This is a genomic window from Pseudoalteromonas sp. MM1, from assembly GCF_030296835.1.
In the GTDB taxonomy this organism is placed as follows: domain Bacteria; phylum Pseudomonadota; class Gammaproteobacteria; order Enterobacterales; family Alteromonadaceae; genus Pseudoalteromonas.
In genome coordinates this window covers 1,068,198-1,093,018 of the sequence record NZ_AP027922.1, presented here as the reverse complement: position 1 = coordinate 1,093,018, position 24,821 = coordinate 1,068,198, and the positions used below count along the sequence as shown (strand labels likewise).

The 24,821-nt window shown below is 40.1% G+C and carries 26 protein-coding genes; 14 read left to right on the top strand and 12 right to left on the bottom strand.

Translation table 11 applies throughout. The features are described 5' to 3' along the window. Positions 1–120 precede the first annotated feature (120 nt). The 3 genes from ilvC (at position 121) to QUE46_RS04940 (ending at position 4,935) form a co-directional block, all read left to right on the top strand. On the top strand, positions 121–1,593 hold the full coding sequence (ilvC, locus tag QUE46_RS04950) for a ketol-acid reductoisomerase (protein ID WP_286246467.1): 1,473 nt from the start codon (positions 121–123) through the stop codon (positions 1,591–1,593). Positions 1,594–1,757: 164 nt separating this feature from the next. Beyond that, positions 1,758–3,677 carry a methyl-accepting chemotaxis protein gene (locus tag QUE46_RS04945; protein WP_286246466.1) on the top strand — a complete coding sequence of 640 codons (1,920 nt, stop codon included), beginning with the start codon at positions 1,758–1,760 and terminating at the stop codon, positions 3,675–3,677. Between the two features lie 79 nt (positions 3,678–3,756). Next, complete coding sequence (locus QUE46_RS04940) at positions 3,757–4,935, top strand: tetratricopeptide repeat protein (protein ID WP_286246465.1); 1,179 nt, start codon at positions 3,757–3,759, stop codon at positions 4,933–4,935. Here QUE46_RS04940 and QUE46_RS04935 read toward each other — a convergent pair. Further along, positions 4,921–5,235, bottom strand: a complete 315-nt coding sequence (locus tag QUE46_RS04935) for a GIY-YIG nuclease family protein (protein WP_286246464.1) — start codon at positions 5,233–5,235, stop codon at positions 4,921–4,923. The two genes, QUE46_RS04940 and QUE46_RS04935, sit on opposite strands and share 15 nt — an antisense overlap. 107 nt (positions 5,236–5,342) lie before the next feature. Here QUE46_RS04935 and QUE46_RS04930 point away from each other — a divergent pair, with 107 nt between their 5' ends. After that, positions 5,343–5,702: an outer membrane protein assembly factor BamE gene (locus QUE46_RS04930; protein WP_286246463.1), complete on the top strand. Its 360-nt coding sequence runs from the start codon at positions 5,343–5,345 to the stop codon at positions 5,700–5,702. A 61-nt stretch (positions 5,703–5,763) separates the two neighbouring features. On the opposite strand, the gene QUE46_RS04925 is transcribed toward QUE46_RS04930, so the two are convergent. Together QUE46_RS04925 and QUE46_RS04920 are read right to left on the bottom strand one after the other, a co-directional pair. Then, positions 5,764–6,081, bottom strand: coding sequence for an RnfH family protein (locus QUE46_RS04925; RefSeq protein WP_286246462.1), 318 nt, complete (start codon positions 6,079–6,081; stop codon positions 5,764–5,766). Then, positions 6,081–6,518, bottom strand: a complete 438-nt coding sequence (locus QUE46_RS04920) for a type II toxin-antitoxin system RatA family toxin (protein WP_286246461.1) — start codon at positions 6,516–6,518, stop codon at positions 6,081–6,083. Before QUE46_RS04920 ends, QUE46_RS04925 begins: the two co-directional genes overlap by 1 nt. Before the next feature lie 145 nt (positions 6,519–6,663). Here QUE46_RS04920 and smpB point away from each other — a divergent pair, with 145 nt between their 5' ends. Together smpB and QUE46_RS04910 are read left to right on the top strand one after the other, a co-directional pair. Continuing rightward, entirely contained in the window at positions 6,664–7,143 is a 480-nt protein-coding gene (gene smpB / locus QUE46_RS04915) for an SsrA-binding protein SmpB (RefSeq protein WP_089347066.1), read from the top strand. 541 nt (positions 7,144–7,684) lie between these two features. Next, positions 7,685–10,276 carry a TonB-dependent receptor gene (locus QUE46_RS04910; protein WP_286246460.1) on the top strand — a complete coding sequence of 864 codons (2,592 nt, stop codon included), beginning with the start codon at positions 7,685–7,687 and terminating at the stop codon, positions 10,274–10,276. 71 nt (positions 10,277–10,347) lie between these two features. Here the strand turns inward: QUE46_RS04910 and QUE46_RS04905 are convergent, their stop codons facing one another. Together QUE46_RS04905 and fadR are read right to left on the bottom strand one after the other, a co-directional pair. Beyond that, positions 10,348–10,953, bottom strand: a complete 606-nt coding sequence (locus QUE46_RS04905; RefSeq protein ID WP_138540691.1) for a peroxiredoxin — start codon at positions 10,951–10,953, stop codon at positions 10,348–10,350. Positions 10,954–11,188: 235 nt separating this feature from the next. Next, positions 11,189–11,902, bottom strand: coding sequence for a fatty acid metabolism transcriptional regulator FadR (gene fadR / locus QUE46_RS04900; protein WP_286246459.1), 714 nt, complete (start codon positions 11,900–11,902; stop codon positions 11,189–11,191). 517 nt (positions 11,903–12,419) lie between these two features. Here fadR and dsbB point away from each other — a divergent pair. Both dsbB and QUE46_RS04890 read left to right on the top strand, forming a co-directional pair. Further along, the gene (dsbB, locus tag QUE46_RS04895) at positions 12,420–12,938 is read left to right on the top strand and encodes a disulfide bond formation protein DsbB (protein WP_286246458.1); all 519 of its coding nucleotides are present in this window, start codon (positions 12,420–12,422) and stop codon (positions 12,936–12,938) included. A gap of 1 nt (position 12,939) precedes the next feature. Next, complete coding sequence (locus QUE46_RS04890; protein ID WP_286246457.1) at positions 12,940–13,242, top strand: DUF6170 family protein; 303 nt, start codon at positions 12,940–12,942, stop codon at positions 13,240–13,242. Positions 13,243–13,253: 11 nt separating this feature from the next. On the opposite strand, the gene QUE46_RS04885 is transcribed toward QUE46_RS04890, so the two are convergent. Then, positions 13,254–13,550, bottom strand: coding sequence for a ComEA family DNA-binding protein (locus QUE46_RS04885; RefSeq protein ID WP_286246456.1), 297 nt, complete (start codon positions 13,548–13,550; stop codon positions 13,254–13,256). Between the two features lie 345 nt (positions 13,551–13,895). On the opposite strand from QUE46_RS04885, the gene QUE46_RS04880 reads away from it, so the two are divergent. The 3 genes from QUE46_RS04880 (at position 13,896) to QUE46_RS04870 (ending at position 15,998) form a co-directional block, all read left to right on the top strand. After that, positions 13,896–14,216 (top strand): YebG family protein, encoded by a 321-nt coding sequence (locus tag QUE46_RS04880; protein WP_286246455.1) that lies wholly within the window; start codon positions 13,896–13,898, stop codon positions 14,214–14,216. A 137-nt stretch (positions 14,217–14,353) separates the two neighbouring features. Further along, positions 14,354–15,517, top strand: a complete 1,164-nt coding sequence (locus QUE46_RS04875; protein ID WP_286246454.1) for a M23 family metallopeptidase — start codon at positions 14,354–14,356, stop codon at positions 15,515–15,517. After that, positions 15,507–15,998: a polymer-forming cytoskeletal protein gene (locus tag QUE46_RS04870; RefSeq protein ID WP_286246453.1), complete on the top strand. Its 492-nt coding sequence runs from the start codon at positions 15,507–15,509 to the stop codon at positions 15,996–15,998. Before QUE46_RS04875 ends, QUE46_RS04870 begins: the two co-directional genes overlap by 11 nt. A 7-nt stretch (positions 15,999–16,005) precedes the next feature. Here the strand turns inward: QUE46_RS04870 and QUE46_RS04865 are convergent, their stop codons facing one another. Continuing rightward, on the bottom strand, positions 16,006–16,479 hold the full coding sequence (locus QUE46_RS04865; protein ID WP_286246452.1) for a hotdog fold domain-containing protein: 474 nt from the start codon (positions 16,477–16,479) through the stop codon (positions 16,006–16,008). 183 nt (positions 16,480–16,662) lie between these two features. On the opposite strand from QUE46_RS04865, the gene QUE46_RS04860 reads away from it, so the two are divergent. From QUE46_RS04860 to QUE46_RS04850, 3 genes are read left to right on the top strand one after another with little or no spacing between them, the layout of a single operon-like run. Further along, positions 16,663–17,856, top strand: a complete 1,194-nt coding sequence (locus tag QUE46_RS04860; RefSeq protein ID WP_286246451.1) for a multidrug effflux MFS transporter — start codon at positions 16,663–16,665, stop codon at positions 17,854–17,856. Next, complete coding sequence (locus tag QUE46_RS04855; protein WP_286246450.1) at positions 17,853–18,497, top strand: LysE family translocator; 645 nt, start codon at positions 17,853–17,855, stop codon at positions 18,495–18,497. The genes QUE46_RS04860 and QUE46_RS04855 overlap by 4 nt, the downstream gene beginning before the upstream one ends. A 42-nt stretch (positions 18,498–18,539) precedes the next feature. After that, on the top strand, positions 18,540–19,004 hold the full coding sequence (locus tag QUE46_RS04850) for a methylglyoxal synthase (protein WP_286246449.1): 465 nt from the start codon (positions 18,540–18,542) through the stop codon (positions 19,002–19,004). A gap of 11 nt (positions 19,005–19,015) precedes the next feature. Here QUE46_RS04850 and yegD read toward each other — a convergent pair whose 3' ends face one another. The 5 genes from yegD to QUE46_RS04825 form a co-directional block, all read right to left on the bottom strand. Then, on the bottom strand, positions 19,016–20,380 hold the full coding sequence (gene yegD / locus QUE46_RS04845) for a molecular chaperone (RefSeq protein WP_286246448.1): 1,365 nt from the start codon (positions 20,378–20,380) through the stop codon (positions 19,016–19,018). Positions 20,381–20,441: 61 nt separating this feature from the next. Next, complete coding sequence (locus QUE46_RS04840) at positions 20,442–21,284, bottom strand: DNA ligase (protein WP_286246447.1); 843 nt, start codon at positions 21,282–21,284, stop codon at positions 20,442–20,444. 33 nt (positions 21,285–21,317) lie between these two features. Next, entirely contained in the window at positions 21,318–21,974 is a 657-nt protein-coding gene (locus tag QUE46_RS04835; protein WP_286246446.1) for an HAD family phosphatase, read from the bottom strand. Between the two features lie 53 nt (positions 21,975–22,027). Next, entirely contained in the window at positions 22,028–22,327 is a 300-nt protein-coding gene (locus tag QUE46_RS04830) for a hypothetical protein (RefSeq protein WP_004587389.1), read from the bottom strand. Positions 22,328–22,431: 104 nt separating this feature from the next. After that, entirely contained in the window at positions 22,432–24,696 is a 2,265-nt protein-coding gene (locus tag QUE46_RS04825) for a TonB-dependent receptor (RefSeq protein ID WP_286246445.1), read from the bottom strand. Positions 24,697–24,821: the final 125 nt, after the last annotated feature.

Here is a 24,821-nt window from a genome sequence, read left to right as displayed (position 1 = left end):
TTTTTTGAAATACTTTAGTGCAAATATATCATTTTACGCAAGTAAAGTTTTTTTTTATGGTGTGTTTAAGCAAAGCAAAAACGCTTTGCATCTAACAAACACGAATTATAGGACACTAACATGGCGAATTATTTTAATACCTTACCTTTACGCGAGCAGTTAGCTCAATTAGCGCAATGTGAATTTATGGACCCAAGTGAATTTACCGACGGTGTTGAAGCACTTAAAGGTAAAAAGCTGGTAATTGTTGGCTGTGGCGCACAAGGTCTTAACCAAGGTTTAAACTTACGTGACTCAGGCCTAGATGTATCATACACGTTACGTCAATCAGCAATTGATGAGCGTCGTCAGTCATACCTAAATGCATCTGAAAACGGCTTCACAGTAGGCACGTACGAAGAGCTAATTCCTACCGCTGACGTAGTATTAAACCTAACTCCAGATAAACAACATACAGCTGTTGTAACTGCCATTATGCCTTTAATGAAGCAAGGCTCTACACTTGCTTACTCGCACGGTTTTAATATTGTTGAAGAAGGTATGCAAGTTCGTGAAGACATTACCGTAATCATGGTTGCTCCTAAGTGTCCTGGTTCTGAAGTTCGCGAAGAATATAAACGCGGCTTTGGTGTACCTACACTTATTGCTGTTCACCCAGAAAACGACCCACAAGGTCACGGCTTAGCACAAGCTAAAGCCTACGCTGCGGGTACCGGTGGTCACCGTGCAGGCGTACTTAAATCATCATTCATTGCTGAAGTTAAATCTGACTTAATGGGTGAGCAAACAATTCTTTGTGGCATGTTACAAACTGGTTCAATTTTATGTTTTGATAAAATGGTTGAAAAGGGAATTGATGCGGGTTACGCGTCAAAACTAATTCAATACGGTTGGGAAGTAATTACCGAAGCCCTTAAATACGGTGGCGTAACGAATATGCTTGACCGTTTATCAAACCCTGCAAAAGTAAAAGCGTTTGAACTAAGCGAAGAACTTAAAGTTATTATGCGCCCGCTTTATAACAAGCACCAAGATGATATTATCGACGGTACTTTCTCACGCGTAATGATGGAAGATTGGGCAAACGACGATGCAAACTTACTAAAATGGCGCGCTGAAACTGCCGAAACTAACTTTGAAAAAACCCCTGCGGGTGATGTAGAAATCTCTGAGCAAGAGTTTTTCGATAACGGTATTTTAATGGTTGCTATGGTTAAAGCCGGCGTTGAGCTTGCATTTGAAACCATGACTGCAGCAGGCATTATTGACGAGTCGGCTTATTATGAGTCTTTACACGAAACACCGTTAATTGCCAACACCATAGCACGTAAAAAGTTATTCGAAATGAACCGTACTATTTCTGATACTGCAGAATACGGCTGTTACCTTTACAACCATGCATGTTTGCCATTACTTGCCGATTTTATGAAAAACATCGACACTGATGTTATTGGTAAAGGCCTAAATGAGCAAAGTAACCAAGTAGATAACCAAACGCTGATTCAAATAAACTCTGCGTTACGTGAGCACCCTGTTGAAATTGTTGGCGCTAGACTACGCGGCTACATGTCAGCAATGAAGAAAATTGTATAACTAGTTTCGCTTGTTAGAAACCAAGCCCACATGCATATGCTGTGGGCTTTTTCGTGCTAGTAATAATAAAAAGCGAGTATACCCTTTTAGATATATTGCAATAATTAGCGCTTAATTAATAATGTGCTAACATGGCTATCTACCTAGTTGTAAAGTTAAATAATATGACGATAAAAAACCTAACTATCACTCAAAAAATCACCATTTTAGGCAGTACCATTGCAATTTGTGTCGCTGCATTAATTGGTTTAACGTCTTTATATAGCTCTGAAGAGATTATAGAACGACGTATGATTGAATCTGAGCTACCCAGCAAATTACACAGTATTAGTAATCAAATTGGCGGCGAAATAAACGAGCTTTTAGGTGCTGCACAGCAACTATCATCAAACGAATTTATCTTAGAGTGGGCACGCTCAAATAACCAAGACGACACGCTACTGCTTAAAGAGTTAAACCGCGTTGCTAAGCAGTTTGATTTAGCAACAGCCTCGTGGGCTAACCGTGATACAGCACAATATTGGAACCAACACGGATTTTTACGTGTGCTTAAAAACGATGCAGCTGATGGTTGGTTTTTTGGTTTTACCAACTCAACTAACCCTTACTCAATCAGTATTTATCAAGAATCCCCGACGGATGTAAAAATGTTTGTGAATCATCAGCAAACAAATGGCCTTGGCTTAGCGGGGCTTGCAAAAAGTATTACCGACATGCAAAAGCTACTACAACAATTTAAAATTGAGCAAACAGGCTTTGTATTTATTGCAGATAAAAGCGGCTTAATTCAGTTACATAAAGATGCAAATAAAGTGGCTAAAGTAAACATAGACACACTTTATGGCAGTAACGTTCATAGTACTTTATATAACCCCTCTGGTTTTGCAATTACAGAATTATCACTTAATAACGAAGCCACTTTTTTAGCAGCCATGCCAATAGCCAATACCGACTTATACGTATTAGCCCAAGTACCTAAAAGTGAGGTATTTGCAAGCGTGGGGACACTACAATGGCAAATATTTACCTTTACACTCGTTACTGCCTTAGTTGCTAGTATGCTGAGCTACTTATTAGCCCGTTCTTTAGCGTCACCGCTTTCGGATATGGCTGAGCTGTTTTCACGTTTAGGATCAGGCGATGCTAATTTAGCTTACCGCTTACCAGAGTCCAATCAGCCAGAGCTAAATAATTTAAGTCATGGCTTTAATCAATTTATTCATAAAATTGAAACTGCTATAAAACAAGTAGCAAACGAGAGTACCGAAATACGCCAAAGTTCTAATCATGTATTTGAACAAGCAAAAAACAACTCGCAGTCTATTGATAATCAAAAAGAGCAAACCATTTCGGTAGCTGCTGCCATTAACGAAATGGGCGCAACAGTACAAGAAATAGCACAAAGTGCGGCTAATGCAGCGAAGCTTACGCAAAGCAGTCAAGAAAACACCAGTCAAAGCCACCAGCAAGTATTACAAAGCCAAGCCACAATTTCAGCGCTTGCCACTGACATTGACGGTATTACCGAGCAAGTAACACTGCTTTCTAAAAAAACAATTGATATAGCGAGTATTGTTGATTCTATTCGCGGCATTTCAGAGCAAACTAATTTACTGGCCTTAAACGCAGCGATTGAATCGGCTCGCGCGGGCGAGCACGGAAGAGGCTTTGCTGTAGTGGCCGATGAAGTACGCGCGCTTGCTAATCGTACTTCACAATCAACCACTGAAATTCAATCAATGATTGAAGAGCTAACCACTATTTCTGAAGATGTAGTAAATGATATTAGTCAATCTAAGCAAAAAGCCCAACAAAGCGTAGGCGCAATGCAAAGCTCTGTTGAATTGCTTGATGCAATAAGCGAAACAGCAAATCAAATAAACGATATGGCTACCTTAATTGCCACTGCAACTGAGCAGCAAAGTAACGTGGTTGCTGATGTAGGACGTAATATTGAGCAAATAAGTGAAATTAGCGACCTTGCTATGAATGAGCAAATAAACACCGAGAAAGCAATTCGCGATTTAGCAAATAGCGCTCAAGCGCTCGATGCACTCGTGGCCACCTTTGAAAAACACCACTAAACACGTTTTGTAACACTTTAATAAACCAACTGCGCATATTGCATCTACACTTATAGATGTAATATGTTGGAGGTGGTTTATGAACATATCTTGTTTTAACGCATTATTACTCAGTAGTTGCTTATATTTAAGCGCATGTAACACCACAGTGCGTGAGCCACCACCGCTTGCCCTTGCAAACCACCCTACCTTTAACCGCATTATGGTTGAAACCGAGCAAGACATATTTAAACTCGATAAAACAATCACTTCACAACTTGATGCCCACTTAACCAGTAAACGCAGCGCGCATTACTTAGCGAACAGTATTTTAAGTTTTTTATTAAAAAACGGCGATAACTCGCTAACCTATCTAAGTGGCGCCACACTGAGTGCATCGCAAACCTACGCTAATTTAAATGCAAACTGCTTGTCGTTATCGATATTAGCGTATAGCTTAGCCGATTATTTAGGTGTAAAAGCGCGTTTTCAAAAAGTCCATATTCCTGAATATTGGGCAATGAATAAGGGGGTTAATTTACTGACAGGGCATATTAATTTATCAATTGACAATGCGCTTATGCAAACAATACCAGCCACAATGGTTTATCAACGTGATAAACAGTTAACCATAGACTTCGACCCGAATATAAGAAAACAACGCTTTAAAACCAGCCCAATAAGCAAAGAATTTGTTACGGCTATGTTTTATAACAATAAGGGCGCTCTAGCGTTAGTAAATAAAAATTATAATTTAGCTTATAGCTACTTTAGTGCCGCAGTTGAAGCCGCCCCATTATACAGTGGTGGCTGGGGAAATTTAGGTATTGTATTTAGGCAGCTTAATTATTTAAAAGAAGCTGAACAGGCATATAACTATGCTTTATCGCTTGATAAAAATAACCATACTGCCATGGGTAATCTCGCTGTGCTGTACACCTTAAGTGGCCGCGCTAAACAAGGTCAGCAAATGCTAAAACAGCTCAATAAAAAGCGCCAAGCTAACCCGTATTACCATATATCATTGGGTAATAGTGAAATGGTACTTAAAAATTATTCTCAAGCGATTAAGCATTTTAAAAGCGCTTATAAAATTGACGCCAAGTTACACGAAAGCCACTTTGGCCTTGCGCGAGCATATTATTTTACCGGCAATATAAAGCAGGCAACACATTACATGCGTTTAGCGGGTATAAACGCAGAATTTAACTATGACAAAGCCCGCTATCGTAATAAATTAAAAGCATTAAAAAATGCCACAGCTTCACTTAGTCATTAGCTGTTGAACGTAGTGCTCCTTTTGGGCCCTACTTAATTTTTTAATTTGCCACTCTAACTTGCTGGCTTCGCTTTTTGAGCCCACCTTTTGTTGATGAATTAACACTAAGGGGCCTTTGCCTTTTAAGTTTTTTGCTCCCTTACCCGCTTGATGTGTGGCTAAGCGCTTATCAACATTCGTTGTTATACCTGTATACCAGTGGCCTAAACGCGTTTGCACTATATACAAATACCAGGTCGAGGGGACTTTGTTTGCTTTGCTTATATTTATACTTAAACTTTTTTGTGTGTTTGTGGTCAAAACCTTGCCCTAACTCAAGTAACTAAAAACAATTTCTTAAAAGGGTTTTACCTTCAGTGACTAATCGGTATCATGCAGATTATAAAAAATAAGGATCACAACTAACAATGCAGTCGTTAAAAACTTTTTCTCTTTGGCTTATCATTGCTCTCACATTCAGCTCTTTAGCAGGTTGTTCTAGCTGGGTATATAGAATCAATATCCCACAGGGTAACTTTTTAGAGCAATCAGATGTAGATAAGCTTCGTGTAAACATGACACGAGAGCAAGTTATTTATGTTTTAGGCCGCCCAATAGCAGAAGATGCGTTTGATAATAGTACTTGGCGTTATATGTACAGCTTTAATAAAGGCCGCGACAATGAGCAGCAAAAAGAGTTGGTGATTAAATTTGAAAACGAGTTACTTGCTACCGTTTCAGGTGATTATGACCAACCAGAGAACTTTGATACTCCACTAGAGCAATAAACGCTTGAGTCATTAAAAAGGTGAGCATGACTCACCTTATTAATTACTATATTGGTGACACTTATAAAGGACGACCGCCAGTAATTTTATTTGCTCGGCCTTCCTCTTTTGCTTTTTCAGCACGCTTTCTTCTAGCATCTTTAGGATCTGCGATAAGCGGGCGATAAATTTCTATTCTGTCGCCATTTTTTAATTCGTAATGTGCTTTTACTGTTCTGTTCCACACACCTAAAGTAAGCGCAGTTGGGTCTATTTCAGGGCACTTTTCAATGATCCCTGATTGAATAACAGCTTGCTCGGCTGTGGTTCCTTGTACAACTTCAACAGTTAAAGTGGTTGCTTTAGTCGGTAATGCAAATACTATCTCAACGCTAATCATTATCTTGCTCCGTATACATCTTTTGCACGTTGTGTAAATGCACTAACCATATTTTTAGCTACATCGTTAAATATTTTACCAAACGCCAATTCGATAAGCTTACTAGAGAATTCAAATTCAAGCTTTAGCTCAACTTTACAGGCTGTTTTATCTAATGCTTGAAAATGCCAGCGCCCTGTAAGGGTTTTAAATGGGCCATCAACAAGCTTTAATTGCACCGTTTGCTCGTCAATAAAGGTGTTTTCAGTGGTAAACCACTTTTTTATACCCGCCTTGGATATTTCTAAACTCGCGGTCATGTTATTATTGTGCTGCGAAACGATTTTAGAGTCTGAGCAATTAGGTAAAAACTGCGGATAAGCTTCTACATCATTAACTAGGTCAAACATCTCTTTAGTGCTGTACATAACCAGCGCACTTTTTTCTATTTGTGGCATACTCACTCCCAACTGTGTGGGCGAATTTTAGCAAGCTTTGCGCGTTTCCCCAAATTTTCATGGTCTTAAGTTCACCTGATTATTTTAAAGGCACATATAAAAAATCGATGTAAAACATCTCTTAATACGTATATTATAGGGCACTATGGCTAAGAACAAATCATCAAAATCGAACAGTAATACCATCGCGCTTAACAAAAAAGCGCGTCATGAGTATTTTTTACACGACAAGTTTGAAGCAGGTGTTGAACTACAGGGCTGGGAAGTAAAAAGTATCCGAGCAGGTAAGGTAAACATCTCAGAAACTTATATTCATCTTAAAAATGGCGAAGCTTTTTTATTAGGCAGTCAAATTCAGCCTTTAAATAGCGCTTCGACCCACGTTATCTGCGATCCTATGCGCTATCGTAAGCTACTATTAAGCCGAAGAGAGCTTGATAGGTTAGTCGGTGCTACTGAACGAGATGGCTTTTCACTTGTTGCCACCGCCATGTATTGGAAAAAATGTTGGGTGAAACTTGAATTTCACTTAGCAAAAGGTAAAAAAATGCATGACAAGCGTGAAGACGGAAAAAATAAAGATTGGTCGCGTGAGAAAGAACGCCTCATGAAACACAAAGTATAAACACAACGCCTAATTTATTTAGGCGTTTTTTTTAAATTTTCACTGGTTAAATTTAAAACAACCTGATCGAATTAACCACAACTTTATTTAACTCTCCCATGTGCATAATATAAATAAATTATTACACTTTATTTATTTTTTTAATTTCTTTAGATGCCTGCCCATTTTAGTGCGCAAATTTTATGGTACAAAGCGAGTAATTTAGCCTTGTCTATCCCTTTTCGTTGTTTCTATTATTGAATATTTTTCCCTCAACACCCTACAAAAACTCATACTAAAATCGCAAAGGGTGTAGATTGATAACACTTAAGTTACATGATATTAATATCAGCGCTTGTAATACCAATTCGCTTAATTAATTGATCTATTTTGAGGTTGGAAAAACGTGTTGATAGCTAGGCAAAAAGTTCGTTATTTAGTTGTTCTAAAAGAGAATTTTTTAACACAGATAGCGACACGTTTAGCCCCGCAAAATGATTAAGTATTATCGCGAATTGGTATTAAGCAACTAAATTTATAACATATCAACAAGGACTTAAGGATGAAGCAATCAATTGCATTTACACCTAGCATTATTGCAGGTGCTACAATCGCACTTTCAGCAGGTTTTACAACAACAGCATATGCTGCTGAAGAAGCAAAAAAAGTAGAACGCATTGAAGTAACAGGTTCGCGTATTAAACGCACAGATATCGAAGGGCCTTCGCCAGTACAATCTATTGGTAAAGCGGATATCGAAAACATGGGTTACGATAACCTTCAACAACTCCTCGAAAGAATGCCTGTGGCAGGCAGCGGTACTTTCTCAACACGTGGTAACAACCAGGATTCAACTGCAAATGGATCTGCCGCGGTCAGCCTACGTGGTTTAGGTGCAGATGCTACATTAGTACTAATCAATGGCCGCCGTGTGGCTATTAGTGCTTTTGCCGAAGGTATTACAAACTCATTTGTCGATATTAATAGTATTCCGGTATCGGCAATTGAACGCATTGATATTTTAAAAGATGGCGCATCAGCAATTTATGGCTCTGATGCAGTAGCGGGCGTAGTCAACGTTATTTTGAAAAAAGACATAGATGGTGTTGAGCTAAACTTAGGCTACGGTGGCACTGACGGCCCTAACTACGAAGAAACAACAGCAAGTTTAGTATGGGGTACAACTAGCGAAAAAAGCAGTGCCTCAATTATCATTGATTACTTTAAAAACACCTCTCTTTCGTCAGATGAAATGGGCAGCTTAGGCACCGCCAACCAATCACCATATGGCGGTGAAGACTTTCGCTCTTCTCGTGGCTTTCCTGGCTACTTTTATGTTGATGGTGTAAAAACAATTGACCCAGATTGCCCAGCAGAAAATGCCACAGCAAGCGGCAGTTGTTTATTTGATTACGGCCCATTTGGTTACATTGCTCCTGAGTCCGAGCGCGTAGGTGCTATTTCACAATTTGAATACAATTTTGACAATGGTATTACCGGCTTTTTAGAAATGGCAGTACAGCATAATACATCGGTTGCTGCAGGTGCCCCTACTCCACTTGATGAAGATGCAGGTTTAACAGTACCCGCTAGCCACCCTAACAACCCGTTTGGCGAAGATATTCAAATTGGCCGTTATCGTACCGTTGATGCTGGCGCTCGCCAATGGGATATTGAGTCAGATACGCTTCGCTTTGTAGCTGGCCTAAGAGGCGAAATTAACGAATGGAGCTGGGAAGCTGCGGTTCAAAAAGGCCGTAGTAAATCAATGCAAACGGGCGATCGTTCGCAAGGCTGGGTTCGCACCGACTTTTTACAACAAGAAATTGATGCAGGTAACTACAACCCGTTTGGTGGTACCTATAACAGCCCAGAAGTCATTGACAGAATTACTACAAGCTTAGTACGCCGTGGTGAGTCACACATGACCTCATTCGATGCTAACATCTCTGGTGAAGCATTTAGCTTTGGTGATGATGTGGTTATGATGGCCGCGGGTATTGAATACCGTGAAGAAGATGTAACCGATACACCGGATGATCAATTTCAGCGCGGTTTAATTTTTGGTACTGAGTCTGTATCTGCTGCAGCAGAGCGCGACCAATACGCAGCCTATGTGGAATTCTCAATCCCACTTGCTGAAAACCTAGAGCTACAACTAGCTGGCCGTTACGATGATTACAGCGACTTTGGTAATACAACAAACCCTAAAGTAGCTTTACGCTGGGCACCGACCGACGAGATAACCATTCGTGGTTCATGGGCACAAGGTTTTAGAGCGCCATCGCTTGCACAAGTGGGTTTAGGACCATCACAAGAAAGTCAGTTTTTTGTCGATACCTATCGCTGTGAAGCAACCGGCCTTGATTGTGACGCGCTAGATTACAACATAGAATTTGCTGGTAACCCTGATTTAGAAGCTGAAGAGTCAGAATCATGGAATGTTGGCTTTATTTGGGCACCTTCTGCTGAATTTGGTTTAAGCGTAGATGTGTGGAGTATTACCCAAGATAATAAAATTGATGAGCAAGAATTTGGCCCAATTTATAACTCTGAATGTAATAACCAAAATAGCACTGTATGTGTACGCTTAGCACCTAGTGGCGGTAATAGCTTAGGGACTATTCAAAAAATATACAGCACCTTCGAAAATGTCTCATCGCAAGAAGTATCGGGTGTTGATTTATCAGCAAATTACAACCACTCGCTAGATGATTTAGGGTTACTTAAATTTAACTTAGAGTGGGCATACCAAAACAAGTTTGAAAAAGATGGCCGTGATTATACTGGTGAATACTATTACCCAGAGCATCGTTGGATTTTCTCAACTAACTGGGAAATTGGCCAATTTAATACCAACGTAAATATTAGCTATGTAGGTGAATTTGAAGATACACCAGATATAGACTTCGACGGTAACTTAGACTTTGATAGTAATACATCGCGTATGGTTGATTCGCAAGCACTGGTGGATCTACAAACATCTTACCGTGTAAGTGATGCAACTAAAGTGTCGCTAGGTGTTAATAACGTATTTGACGAAGAGCCACCATTTGCCATCGGTGATGGCGATGCGGATCTTTACGGTTATGCATCGGGTGTACACAACCCGCGTGGTCGTTACTTCTACACCAAAGTAACCTTCTCGTTTTAATTTAAAATAGGCTATGCTAAAACAAAAAAACCGCCAAATGGCGGTTTTTTTATTAAAACGCAGGGGCTAAATTATAGCTCGCCTTCGTTTTCAGATAGGAACTTAGCAACACCTTCAGGGCTTGCGTCCATACCTTTTTTACCTTCTTCCCAACCAGCAGGGCATACTTCGCCGTTTTCGCTGTGGAATGCTAGTGCGTCAACCATACGGATCATTTCGTCGATATTACGACCAAGTGGTAAGTCGTTCACTACTTGGTGACGTACATTACCTTCTTCATCGATTAGGAAAGAGCCACGAAATGCAACGCCTGCTTCTGGGTGCTCAACGTCGTATGCTTTACAAATTTCGTGCTTAACGTCTGCAACTAGTGCGTATTTAACTTTACCAATACCGCCGTCTGCTACAGCAGTGTTACGCCATGCGTTGTGTGAGAATTGTGAATCGATAGAAACACCAATTACTTCTACGCCACGCTTTTGAAATTCTTCGTAACGCTTATCAAATGCGATAAGTTCTGAAGGACATACAAACGTGAAATCTAGTGGGTAAAAGAAGATTACTGCTTTTTTACCTTTAATTGTTTCATGAAGGTTATAGCTATCTACAATTTCACCATTACCTAGTACAGCTGCAGCGGTAAAGTCTGGTGCCTGGCGGCCTACTAATACACCCATTTTATTCTCCAAATATTTTGAGTTTGTTGTCGATTGCTTACGCAATACTGATACTTATATGGGCGCTAAAAATTAAAAAACAATAGCGCCAGCACATAATTAAATGGCATTTTAAATTTAATGCGGAAAAAAGAACAATCGTATTTAGCGATGTATACAATCGAAAATATCGAACAGATATTAAAAATTGATTACACGTATAAAAAAACCTGCATTTGCAGGTTTTAAAAAGTATTTAATCCATGATATCGGAAGGCATATCGCCTTTAATATTTTGCCAAATTTCACCCGTCTGATGGCCAAACTTACGCATCATTGAAATCGCACCATCGTGCTCACGGTTTTCAGCCAATACTGTTAAATCTTTATAAAATTGACGTGCTAACTGACGAGTGCCTGCGTCTGAAAAATAATGACAACCAATTTTAAAGTAAAATCCTCTAAAACCGTTAAGTATAAGTACGTAAATGCGGTTATTACCAGCGACAGCTAATTCGTGGTGTACTTTGTAATCGTAATCTGCAAATGCTTGTGCTGTATCTTCCAGCTCATCGCTTTTAGATAATATTTCAATAACGCGTTCTGGATTATATTTAATAGCGGCACGGGTGTAGATTGCACTAATATTTGTACGTGCAGATAATAGCTGGTCGGTCAGCTCGGGCATTTTATCTTCATCTAAGCGCGCCAGCGTTTCGAGTATATTTAAACCCGAAGTTTCCCAAAAGTTATTTACTCTTGTTGGCTTACCGTGCTGAATCGTTAACCAACCGTCACGTGCTAAGCGTTGCAGTACTTCACGTAATGTTGTTCTGGTTACACCAATTAACTCAGAAAGCTCACGCTCTGCAGGCAGAATTGAACCTGGAGGGAAATCGCCGTTCCAGATAGATTCAACTATATACTCTTCAGCAAATCCTGCTGGGCTTTTAGCTTTAAAAATTCTCATTCAATTCCCACTCGAATTAATCACAACTCATCGTTTTATACGAATAACTGACAGATTGTACCAGATGAAATATAACTAACAAGTAAACTCGTTGATATAAGTGCCAACCATCAGCTGAAAATTTTGTAATAACAAATAATAAAATTCGACATGCTTAAATTTAACTTAATTTGCTACCTAAATTAGCCCTATTCATAGTAGGTACATCAATACTATTGCTGTTTTTCTTCACCACTACATTGCTGTAAAAGTTCCTGTGCGCGGCACCTTCCATACAAGTACATTTAAAACACGCATACAGCAGAGCATGTTAACCATTTTGTTCAAACAAGCCTTTTTACTTGCCTACATGTTTATTTAGCAAAGTAAGCTTAACCTTTACCTAAATAGGACTGGCCATAACCACTTATTAATTTCATCTTAAAAAATGCCACTTCGATAGCTTTTTTACCCTTTTTGTTGCTCGTTACTTTATCCTAGTACATAATTCAACGTCTTATTTCAATGCGGATTTTTTATGAACTGGCTAGCTCAACTCCCTACTCAACGCACTCCATGGCTACTATTTACAGGCATTGTATTTTTATTAGAAGTCACCGCACTATTTTTTCAATACCAAATGGGCCTTGCACCCTGCATTATGTGTATTTACCAGCGAACTGCGGTATTAGGCTTATTAGGGGCGGGTATTATTGGCGCAACTAAACCACAGAATAAATTTGTACGTGCAACCGCTTATTTAGTGTGGGGTGTATCCAGTGTGTGGGGCTACTTTATTGCACGTGAACACATAGAAATGCAAACAACCACCGATCCCTTTGCGTTTAGCTGTGAGTTTGAACCAAATTTCCCTGCATTTATGCCCTTGCATGAATGGATCCCAAGCTTTTTTCAAGCCACAGGGGATTGTGGTAATATCGATTGGCAATTTGCAGGATTAAGTATGCCAGCATGGATGGAAATACTATTTGCGTTATTTACTATTACGCTTTTTGTACTTGTTACCACTCGCTTACTTACTAAAAAGACTATTTAATATGTTTACGTTTTTTACCAGTCAACTGCCTGAATTAAAGCACCTTAAAGTGAGACAGCGACAAGCCGTTGTTGCTATTGCGCTAAGTATGCTACCCGCCACTGATAGAGTGTTATTAAGAATAGTAAAGCTGATATTGCTCAGCCCATTGTTTTTATTATTTACTGTTTTTAAAGGGTGGGAACTCATTCCTTTTTTAATTTTAGGTGGACTGTGTTACCCGCTTTTAACAACGCCGATTGAAATAAACTTCGCTAAAAAATATTTAACCAAAGCACTTGAGCAGTATTCACAGGGCGCTTAGCGCCCTGCCTATTATAAAGACACTTTTCCTTCTAATTTAGCTACCAACTTTTTACCTATTCCTTTTACATTGGCTAAATCGCTCAGCTCAGTAAAATCACCATTTTCTACCCTATAATCAACAATAGCCTGCGCCTTTTTCTTACCAATACCAGGCAGTTTGGCCAGCATTTCTGAGTCTGCACTATTAATGTTAATAACCGAGGTTTGCGGCATTTCAACCATAGGCTTATCTTTAACAGGGTTAGCGTGGGTAATCGCGCTAAAGCTTAAAAAGCTGATAATAAGTAGCGTTAATAGATTTTTCATTTGTTATTCCTTATTTTTTTTCATACCAAAGCGTTATAGTTAAACGGCGAATTTGGCTTTAAGCATGTGCTTAATTTTTATTAGAGGAAATAATATTAAATAAGGAGCAACGCGCATCACTTATATTATTTCCAGTGCATAATCACCTAAATCCGAAAACCTAAAATGCAGCTGGTACAACAAAGTGATTACCTAAATAAAGTAAAGTTACGCTTTTTTGTCAAATTTATGACAATCTAAAATGTCGTGAATGCTTGCAATTTATTTCGCAAACATTTACTGTATATAAAAACAGTGACCTACAGGTCAATAACCACATTACCACGCAATCAAGCAGGAGAGATCATGGCTGTTGTTGTTAAATATGTTGTAGAACGAAACGGAGTTGAGCGAATGACGTTTACTACTAAAAAAGAAGCGGATGCCTATGACAAAATGCTCGATATAGCAGAGTCGCTTGAAGTAATGCTGGAAAAAGTAGATGTACCACTGAGTGAGCAACAAGTAGAATCGCTTGCGCTTGAAATTGCAAAGAGTAAAGATGACTTTATGGCGGTACTAAAAGGCGCGAAAGAGCCCACAACAAAAAGTACAGCTAAAGCTAAAGCTAAAAAAGCCGACAACGTAGCATCAATAAAAGATAGCGATGAGCAACAAGCTAGCTAGTATCCGACTATTTTCAATAGAGGGCTGATACTAATAGCAGCCCTTTTTTATTAATTTTTGAACAGTTACAAATTTTTTCTGGCTTTTTAGACTGAAATTGATACATTAATCCGGTTAATAGCGAGTGTTTATGTGCCATGTCAGTATTTATTAAGTCTTTTTACCAAAAAATTTTCCCAGCCCGTCAGTTGCTTATTCGTCAAAATGGCGAAGTAAAGCATGTTGTTTTGGCGCCTTGGTTTCAGCTTTTTACAGTACTGCTTATTTTAGGCACTATTACTTGGGTCGCTATTTCAAGTTTTCGTGTTTATAGTCAAACAAATAAAATTACCGACATAGAACAAAGCCAAATAGACAAACAACAAGTGTGGCAAAAACAGGTCAGTGAACAAAAAGCATTGCACGCTAAGCAATTAGAGCAACTTGCAGTCCTTGAGCAAAAGCAAGCACTTTTGCAAGGTATGATTGAATCCCTCCCCGCATCTATTAGTAAAGAAACAATAAAACTAGAAGATCAACTTGACTCGCCTGTTAATGAAGACAACGGCGAGTTTCATGAACCACTTGTCGATGAAGAGCCAAAAAACAAACACGCAAGCCTACTAACGCCAATCACTTTTGCCGCACGCTATGAGCGCTTAAATAAACACTACGAGCATAACTTTGCGCTTATTGATGCGCAAATTAATAAACGCCATGATGCAATTTTAGCGATGTTAAAAGGGGCTGGCCTAGAATCAGCTCTTGAACAACATTTAGCTCTGGGTGCACAAACCAGTGCGCAAGGTGGCCCGTTAGATGTATTTGATGAAACTAAAATACCAGGGCAGTTTTTAGCCATTGTTGATAAGCTATTACTACTCAACAATCTTGAAAACTTTTTAACAGAGCTGCCTAACTCACTGCCCTTACCTGCGGCTAAATACTATATTTCGAGCAACTTTGGCCTTCGTAAAGATCCAATGAACAACCGCCGAGCTTTTCACAAAGGTGTTGATTTAGCCGGCTGGCACAAAACCGAAATTTTTGCCCCTGCCGATGCTGTTGTACTTCGCGCTGGCAGAAACGGCGGCTATGGTAACTTTATAGAGCTAGAGCACAAAAATGGCTTGATCACCCGTTTTGGCCACTTAAATAAGATTAAAGTGAAAAAAGGCCAAACAATCGCTAAAAATGAGGTAATTGGATTAATGGGCAGCACAGGCAGAAGTACCAGTACCCACTTACACTATGAAGTGTTACTCGATGGCAAACATGTCAATCCTCTAAAAATAACAAAGGCGCTTTCTCGTGTTCGGTAAAAAAAAGCAATCAAGTAGTCAAACTACGTTAAAAAGAGTAAATCATACCCCTTCTATTATTTCTGAAGATGTGCGCTTAACTGGCACACTTACCAGCCAAGGCGAAGTGCAGCTAGATGGCCGCATTGATGGCGATATAAAGGCAGAGCATCTGGTAATTGGCTCTAGCGGTATTGTTGAAGGTGTAGTTGAAGCTAAAAGCGTCATTGTAAAAGGCAAAATTATTGGCTCTCTTAACGCCAGTGAAGTGAATATTCAAAGCAGTGCTCACGTGCATGGCGATGTTTTTCACGACACGCTAAGTATTGAGGCAGGAGCCATTATTGAAGGCAGCTTAAAACAACGCTTTGAAAAAGAAGAACCAGAACTTATTAGCGAAGATTTAAAGCCGGCAAAAGAAGTAAAAACCTTGCTGGATGATGCTGACAGCGACTTGTCGTTTGTTAATAAGCAAGCCGCTGATAAAGCCAAACCTAATTAAGCGCTCATTACTTTTTCTCAGTTATGTACATCGTAATATCTGCAGTGAACACCAGTTCATTGCGGGTATTATAAAGCTTAACTGGCACCACTAAATCCTCTTTATCTATCCATTGGCGAGGCAAGTCGATTTCTGCAATAGCAGTTACATCGGTATCAACTTTTGCTAAATACTGGACCGTCATTCCTTTAGGGATCCAGCGATGCGTTTTATAAGGCACGGTGGCATCTACCATTACACCAGCACACAGCTCTGCTAAGTTACATTGTGCAATAGCATGAATAGTCCCAATATGGTTATGTACACTACGGCGGTTTTTTACAACAGCGCTACAGTGCCCTTCTCTTAAATCGAGTATATAAGGTTTCATTGAGCCAAAATAAGGGGCTTTCATGCATACTGCTTTGCTAAACAACCAATTGCCAAAAGGTAAGCGTTTAAATTTTAGCCACGTTTTTAAAAGGGCTGATTTATTACTCATTGTTATTTCCCATTTTGTGTTTATAAATTCAAATTAACACATCAGACCAGTTAAAAAAAGCGCAATTCACCGCGCTGTTAATCCTCATGTCATGAAATATTTATCACAATAAAGCGTGGCTCACTCATAAGCCCTTTCTTTTTTATAAGCGGGCACCTAAAATAGCCAGCAAAAGGAGACCTAATGCAAACTCAGCCCGCTAAACCTAACTTAATTTTATTACTCATCTTAGCGTTACTCGTAATATTTTGCCCTATGGCTATTGATATTTATCTGCCCGCTTTTCCTACTATTGCCACGCAATTTAACGTAACCGAACAACAGGTTCAGCAAACGGTGGCTGTTTTTATGCTTACTGTGGGTTTAGGGCAATTAATTGCGGGGCCGCTTGCCGATAAGTTTGGCCGAAAACCGGTAGCTGTTGTAGGTGTTAGCTTATATGCAGGCTCAGCTTTGCTTGCCTATATGGCTCCCTCTTTTGCTGTATTAATGTTTGCACGCGCTCTGCAAGGGTTAGGGGCGTGTGCTACGTTTGTTGTTGCGTTTGCTATTGTACGTGATAAATACGGCAGCGAGCGCAGTGGACAAATGATTACGTATTTAAATGGGATTGTGTGCTTTATTCCCGCGCTTGCACCTATTTTAGGTGCTTGGCTTACCGTGCAATTTGGCTGGCGCATGAACTTTATGTTTTTAACCTTATTTGCATTAGCAGGGCTGGTAATTACGCTCACCTTATTTAGGGAAACTCGCCCAGCCGATAGCCACTACCAAGGGCATATATTGGACCTGCGCCGGTTTGTACCAATAATAAAAACTCCGATATTTTTATTTAACAGCCTACTGTGTATGGTTGCCATGTCGGCAATACTTGTGTTTGTTACCTTAGCACCGGGGTGGATTATTACTCACTTAGGTGGCACTGTGGCCGACTTTACTTTTTGGTTTACACTCAATGCTGTATTAAGCATTATAGCCAGCTTTATTACGCCTATTTACATTAAGCGCAATAGTCAAAAAGCCCTGCGTGTAGGAGTAACTGTGTTAGTAGGCTCAGGTATATTAATGATTTCGCTTAGCCATATAGAATCGGCCATTGCACTCATGCTTCCCATTTTAATTGCAGCACTAGGCTTTGCTTTGAGCTTAGGCTCTGCGGCTGGCATGGCGTTATCGCGCTTTCCAAAGCAAGCCGGTACAGCCTCTGCCTTAATTGGTGCTATGCAAATGAGTGGCGCTAGTGTGCTTGTGTTTTTAACGCAATATTTAGGCCTTAGCACACCTTGGCTAATTGCTTTTCATTTATTGTTACTGGCACCACTTTGGCTAATTTTAATGAGTAAAAAAGCCCATACATTGCACCCGGTTAATACATGATCAACCCTGATTTTTTAGCATCATTTTTATTGGCGAGCTTTTTAATGGCGGTGGCCCCTGGGCCATCAAACGCATTTTTAATGGCGCAAACATTTGCCAATGGCAGAACAGCAGGCATGCAAAGCGCATTTGGCTTTGCTTTAGGTGGGGTAATACATACCTTTTTTGCCGTAATTGGCCTAAGCGCGGTACTAAAAGCCTCCCCTACCGCTTACAGTGCAGTGCAATATACAGGGGCCGCTTATTTATGTTATTTAGGACTTATGATGATTAAGGGCACATTAAAGCCCCCCACTTCTGAAGGGAACTGCACTAGCGAAGAAAAACCACACATTAGTACCAGTAAAAAATCTAATGTTATGTTTCAAGCTATGATGACAGAAGTGCTAAACCCTAAAGTGGCATTGTTTTTTATAGCGTTTATACCGCAATTCGTAGATCCAACATTATCATCAGCGACGTTTCAATTAGCTTTTTTTGGTTTGCTCTATCCTATTTTTGCTTTTCCGATTGACTGCACGTATATTTATTTTGGCGATAAAATTGCTCAGTTTTTCAGAAATAATCCAAACAGTCAGCTGTGGATTGATAGAGTCACCGGTATAGTGTTTATTACGCTTGCCATAAATTTATTATATTAATTACAAATAATTAGTATTACTTAACTAATAATAAGATGCAGCATGGAACAAAAAACACAGTCATTACCAGCAAATAAAAATATTGCTTTAGTTGCCCATGATGGTAAAAAAGCCGCGCTTAAATTATGGTGCGAAAAACACAAAGAAGCCTTAAGCAAGCACACCTTATACGGTACTGGCACCACAGGCCATTTAATCGAAAAAACCACCGGGCTAAAGGTTATTCAGCTATTAAGTGGTCCTATGGGAGGCGATCAACAGCTAGGAGCTAAAATTGCTGAGCACGAAATCCATGTTTTGGTGTTTTTTTGGGATCCGTTAGCATCGCAGCCACACGACCCAGATGTAAAAGCCTTACTGCGTTTAGCTGCTGTTTGGAATATTCCTGTGGCCTGTAATGAAGTCAGCGCCGACATGTTATTAAGCTCGCCCTTAATGAACACTGAGCTTGAACGTACTTTGCCAGATTACGAAAAATACCTCGCAACCCGACAAATTAGTCTTTAAAGCCTTTTAAGCTACTTATAAAGCATGCTGGCCCATTTTGTTAGGCCAGCCGTTACACTACCAAAGTGATCGCCGTTGAGCATTTTTATATCACCTAAATGCTCACTTAACGCGGCTTTAATAAGAGGTGACTGCGCACTTCCCCCCGTTAAATAAATAACGTCTGGGGTAGTTGCTGCATCGGTAATTGCTTGTTTTGCTAACGTGACTATTTGGCTAATACTACTTTCTACTGCAACAGCTAAATCACTAACCGATAGGTTTTTACTTAGATCGTTATCTAAAAAGCGAAGATCGCAATCAAAAGCATTTGCTGATGAAAGCGCTATTTTAGCCGCCTCACCTTGCTGTACTAACTGATGGCCCTGTTTATTTTGCTGTAAATGGATTAAGCGCTTAAAAAGCGCAGGTGCACTTACATCGCGTAATTGTGCGGTGAGTTCTCGGTAATGGCTTTCACTATAAAACTGACTCTGTAAATTTACATCGTTAATTTTACAGGCTTGCCAAAAGGGTTGATTTGGTAAAGGTAGGCCCGATTTAAAGGTACTGCCTAAACCAAGCAATGGCATTAAACCATGAAAGCTAAGCGCTATATCTAAGTCATTTCCGCCAACACGCTTACCGCTATGGGCTAAAAAGTCATTATCGCGTTCACTGTTTCCTCTAAAACTTGGCCCCATTTGAACAAACGAGCAATCGCTGGTACCACCGCCAATATCAATAACCAGCACTTTTTGGTCTTCCACTAAACTACTTTCGTAATCAATCCCTGCTGCAAGCGGTTCGTATAAAAACTCAACGTCTTTAAAGCCCGCACGCTTAGCTGCGCGTTCTAAAATACCTACAGCTTGCTGGTTCGATTGCTCACCGCCAACGGCCTGAAAGTTAACTGGACGACCAATAACCGTTTGCGTAAGTGGGGTTTTAAGTGAAAGCTCTGCGCGTTGCTTTATTTTTAAAATCATTGCCGTAGCAATGTCTTCAAAAAAATTAATTTGCCCTTGCTTTAAGCCTGTGGCACCAAAAAACGATTTAGGTGATTTTACAAAGTACCCTTCTTCAGGAAACTGCACATATTCACTAATTGCTTCACGGCCAATAAAAAGCGTTTCATCTGTAGGTTGTAAATCAAGATCTGACTTAATACGCCCGAGTGTATTTAATAAAGCTTGGCGCTGTGTTAAAAAGCCATGCTCGTGGGCTGTGCCTTTTACATGCTTTGCCACAAAGTCGACAACTAATGCGCTATGGTGCGTATAAAGGGTAGAAGGTAAATAATGTTTTCCTTGCTCAAGTGGCACTAACTGTACTTCCTCTTGCTCCATAACACCCATGGCACAATTAGAACTACCGTAATCAAAACCTACAAACATACTTCACCATACATTAGAAAAAGGCCGCGCAATTTAGCATACTTTGCCAAAGTTATAAACGCTAATGACCCTCCCTCACCCTTAAAAAGCTCGCAAAACGTGGTAAGCCATGCTTTGTTAACCCATGGTACCGATACGTTACCGTGCTACCTATAGCCGGAGGTGTTTGGCGCTGTTTGTTACTAAAGCCCGTGCCTATTTTAAATATTTGCCCATGGGGCGTTTTTACTTTTAATGCACCTAACATACCAGTGTATTTTCCTTTACCTGGTAAATGTGCAATAACAATCGCTTCAGCATCAAGATAGGGCTTTAACTTTAATAATGTATTGCTGCGCCCGCTTTTATATTTAGCATTGGCTAAATGCAGCATAACCCCCTCAGCCCCTTGCTTAGTTAAACCCTCAAAGTACTCTGTTAATTGTGCTGTGCTAGTAAAGCGGTGTTGCTTAACTGCAACTATATGCTGCTTATTGATTTGTTTGACTAAAGCTTGGTAGTTTTTATAGCGCACACTAAAAGGGAGACTTGAATCTGGCATATCAAATATTTGATAGCGTATTGCGTGCCAATCTGAATTGCTGGGGCGTTTAGTTCTTACAATTCCACTGACCAAAGAAAATTGAGCGCGCGCTATCCACAACTCCCCATCTAACCACACATTTGGTAATGGCGCCGTAAACCAACTTGGCGCGTTAATCGCATTTCCTTTGCGGGTAATAAATTTTTCGCCCGTCCATATTGCTCTTACACCATCATATTTTTCACTGACGAGGTATTCACTAATATTGCCATGTTTAGATTCATCATATACTTTCGCCAATAACACCTGAGGCTGCACCGCGAACGTAAGCGATGAGCTTATTAAAATAACAATTAAAAGTAAGTACTTTAGTTGAGCCATTACTGCATCCCTGCAAATAAAATAAGGCTTTAACTATAGTTGAGATTCTACCCACTGCCAAAACTCACCTAAGTCAGTCATTTTGTAGGTCGCCTTACTAAAATCATGATCAACTGTATGATGATTTGCAATCGCAACAACTCTAACCTGTGCATTATTTGCAGCACAAACGCCCGTAAAGGTGTCTTCTACAGCAATTGCATGCTCTGGCGCTACATGTATGTGTTCAAGCGCTAAAAGGTAAGGATCGCCTGCTGGCTTTGGATTTATTACATCGTCTTTTGTCACTACAGTATCAAATAACTCATAAAAACCTAGCCCTTTTAAAATAGGCATGGCCTCGCTGCGAGCACTGCCGGTAACTAACGCCATTTTTAAGCCACTGTTTTTAACAGCATGTAAGGTTTGCTCAGTAAAAGGCATAACAGGCGGTAAATTAGTTTTTACGTATTCACCAAATAATCGATATTTTTCATCTGCTAAAAACTGTGCGCTGACGGCTAGATTATGCTCATTTTTAATATCAATTGCTGCTTCTAACGTTGGGCGCCCTGAAAAGCGCTGACAAAACTCCACTTCGTTATAACGGACATTGTAGGGTGCAAGCAGCTGGCTCCAACATTCAAAGTGCATACTTTCAGAATCAACTAACGTGCCGTCCATATCAAACAATACTGCGTTTAAACTCATCCTCATTCCTTAAATTTTAACGTTAAAAAAGGCGCCTAAGCGCCTTTATAATATTATGCTGTTAAGCCTGCTGGTGGCTCCGCAAATGCTTCTTCACCGGTTTCAACGTCAACCAATTCGTAGCCTCGGGCTTTGCGAACAACCTTAAGTACAGGTTTTTCTAGCGCCGTTTTTAAACGATCGGCATCAGCTGCTAACTCATCTAATGTTGTACCAAAAGGTGCTGCGCCTGTTTCTGACCAATTAGTTACTTTGCCATTTAAGTTATATTCTACTTCGTGTATTTGGTATTGCGCTGCTTCGTCTTTCGTTGCTTCACAAAAAATTACACGGTAGTTCCAAAATCCAGCCATTTGTTTATCTCATTCAATTTAATTAACGCTACTTTACCAGCTTTATAAAAACATAAAAGCCTGCACAAGGCAGGCTTTTAAAATTAATCTAATTTAAGTTAGCTTTAGAAAAAGTTAACTTTAAATTCAGCGCCAATGTAGCGCTCTTCATTAACAATACCTGTATTGTTATTGAAGTCTACCGCACCAATTGCTTGTTGCTCATCAAATAAGTTACGAACAAATGCAGATACTTGGTACTCGTAGTCACCTTCAGCCCACTCGTAGCCTGCACGTAAACCTACTTCTGTTAATGCTTTACCTTCAAACTCTACTGAATCATAAAGAAACATGTTAATTTCGCTACGGTAAGAAATATCACCTAATGCGAAGAAGTTGCCATCTTCAAGCTCTTTGTTATAACGAAGGGTAAAGTTAGAGATCCACTCCGGCGCATGCGGTAAGCTGTTGCCATCAAGTACCGCTAAGCCTGCATCGTTAATAGGGTCATTTACGATACATTGAGCACACACCGCTACAGCTAAATCGTTATCTTTAATTTCAGTTTTGTTGTAGCTTAAGTTAAATGTTGCATTAAACTCATCGCTTAATACCCACTCTGTATCTAGCTCAAAACCGTAGCCTGTTGTTTTATCAGCGTTAACTAGGCGGTTAAAGTTAGCACCACCACCTACAGCAGTAAGCTGTTGGTCGTCCATTGTGTAGTAAAATACCGTTGCATTTACACGGCCTTGGCCGTCAAGAACGTCTGATTTAATACCGGTTTCGAATGAAGTAACGGTTTCTGATTCAGCCGTTGTTACCTCATCACCAAATAATATACGACCCTGTAAGCTAGGTGCGCGGAACGTATTTGCTACACGGCTGTACCAGTTTACATCGTCATTAACTTTGTAGTTTGCAGATAAATCCCAGCTTACGTGGCTGTCGCTTACACTGCGCTCTACATATAAAGCACCACCACCAATTGGGCTAATAGTGCGGTCTGCAACAAAATCTTTTTCGTCATCAGAGTAACGAAGACCCGCAGTTACTTTTAACTTATCTGAGAAGATATAATCTACAGAGCCGAAGATAGCCCATGCAGTTGTATCCTGTTGCTGCTGAACATAACCGTTTAAAGCGCCAGCAGGTGAAGAGAACGTATCGTAACTAAAGTTTTCGATTGTAAGCTCTTCGTCAAAGTAAAAAAGACCAACTTGGTAGTTTAAGTCACCGCTAAAGTTACTAGCAAGGCGAAGCTCTTGCGTTAACTGATCTTGCTCTGGAATGCCATCCGCACTTTCTGAAGAAAACGGAATAAAACCAGGACCCATGTAATCAGGGATATAAGAAGCACCGTAACCGCCATCAATATCAGCACGTGAGTATATTTCTGCACTTTCCCAACCTGAAATAGAGGTTAGCGTGTATTCATCGCTAATATCCCACTCAAGCTTTAAGCTTGCGCCTTCTGATTCAACTTGTTGTGTATTGCGTACAGCGGCATCTTGATAAACAACATCATGCTCGTAGTTGTCTACTAAATCGTTTGAACCAGCTTCAATAACGTTTGCACGAAACGCAATTGGTGAGCCGTCTAGGTCACGCGTGTGGTAGTTTAGTAAAGCAGTAAAGTCATCGCCTTCGTATAAAAACTGAATACGTGCTGCTTTTTCTGTGTAGCCGCCCTGCTCGTCTTTTGCTTCAAAACCAGGTGCTTGGTTATCGATGTAATCATCTTTATCTTGCCATAGCAAAGAAACACGCGCAGATAAACGGTCAGTTAGTGCACCACCTACAGCGCCCTCAGTATCTACAGCACCACGACTACCGTAAGAAACAGCACCGTAACCTTCAAACTCTTGGCTTGGTTTAACAGTATCAAATTTAACTAGGCCAGCCGGCGTATTACGGCCAAATAAAGTACCTTGTGGGCCACGTAGCACTTCTACACGCTCTACATCGAATACTGGAAAGCCTTTTAAAATGGCATTTTCTTGAACTACTTCATCTACAACTAATGAAACAGGTTGTGAAGCATTAAGATCGAAATCGGTATTTCCCAGACCACGAACATAAAAACGAGGGAAAGAACGTCCAAACGATGATTCGATTGAAAGACTTGGGATTTTCGCACTCATAAAGCGAATATCCATACCAGCAGAACTATAAGCATCAAGGTTATCACCTTGTAATGCAGATACAGCAACAGGCACTTCTTGTGCATTTTCTACACGTTTACGAGCAGTGACTTGAATAACTTCTAATTGGTTATTTTTTTTTGCAGTTTCTTCTTCAGCAGCAAGAGTAGAAACAGAGGTACCAGCTGCAGATAATAAAGCAGCATTAATAATGGTCGCTATTGCAGTTTTTTTGATTGCTTTCATGTCGGGTATTAACCTTTTGTATGCACTCTTGTTCAACGGTTTTTTGTGTTGCGCAATGTATTCATTGCGGGTTCGGCCAATTTTTCGCGACTAAAAAGTTGCGCGGACCTCATCACCGAGAGTAC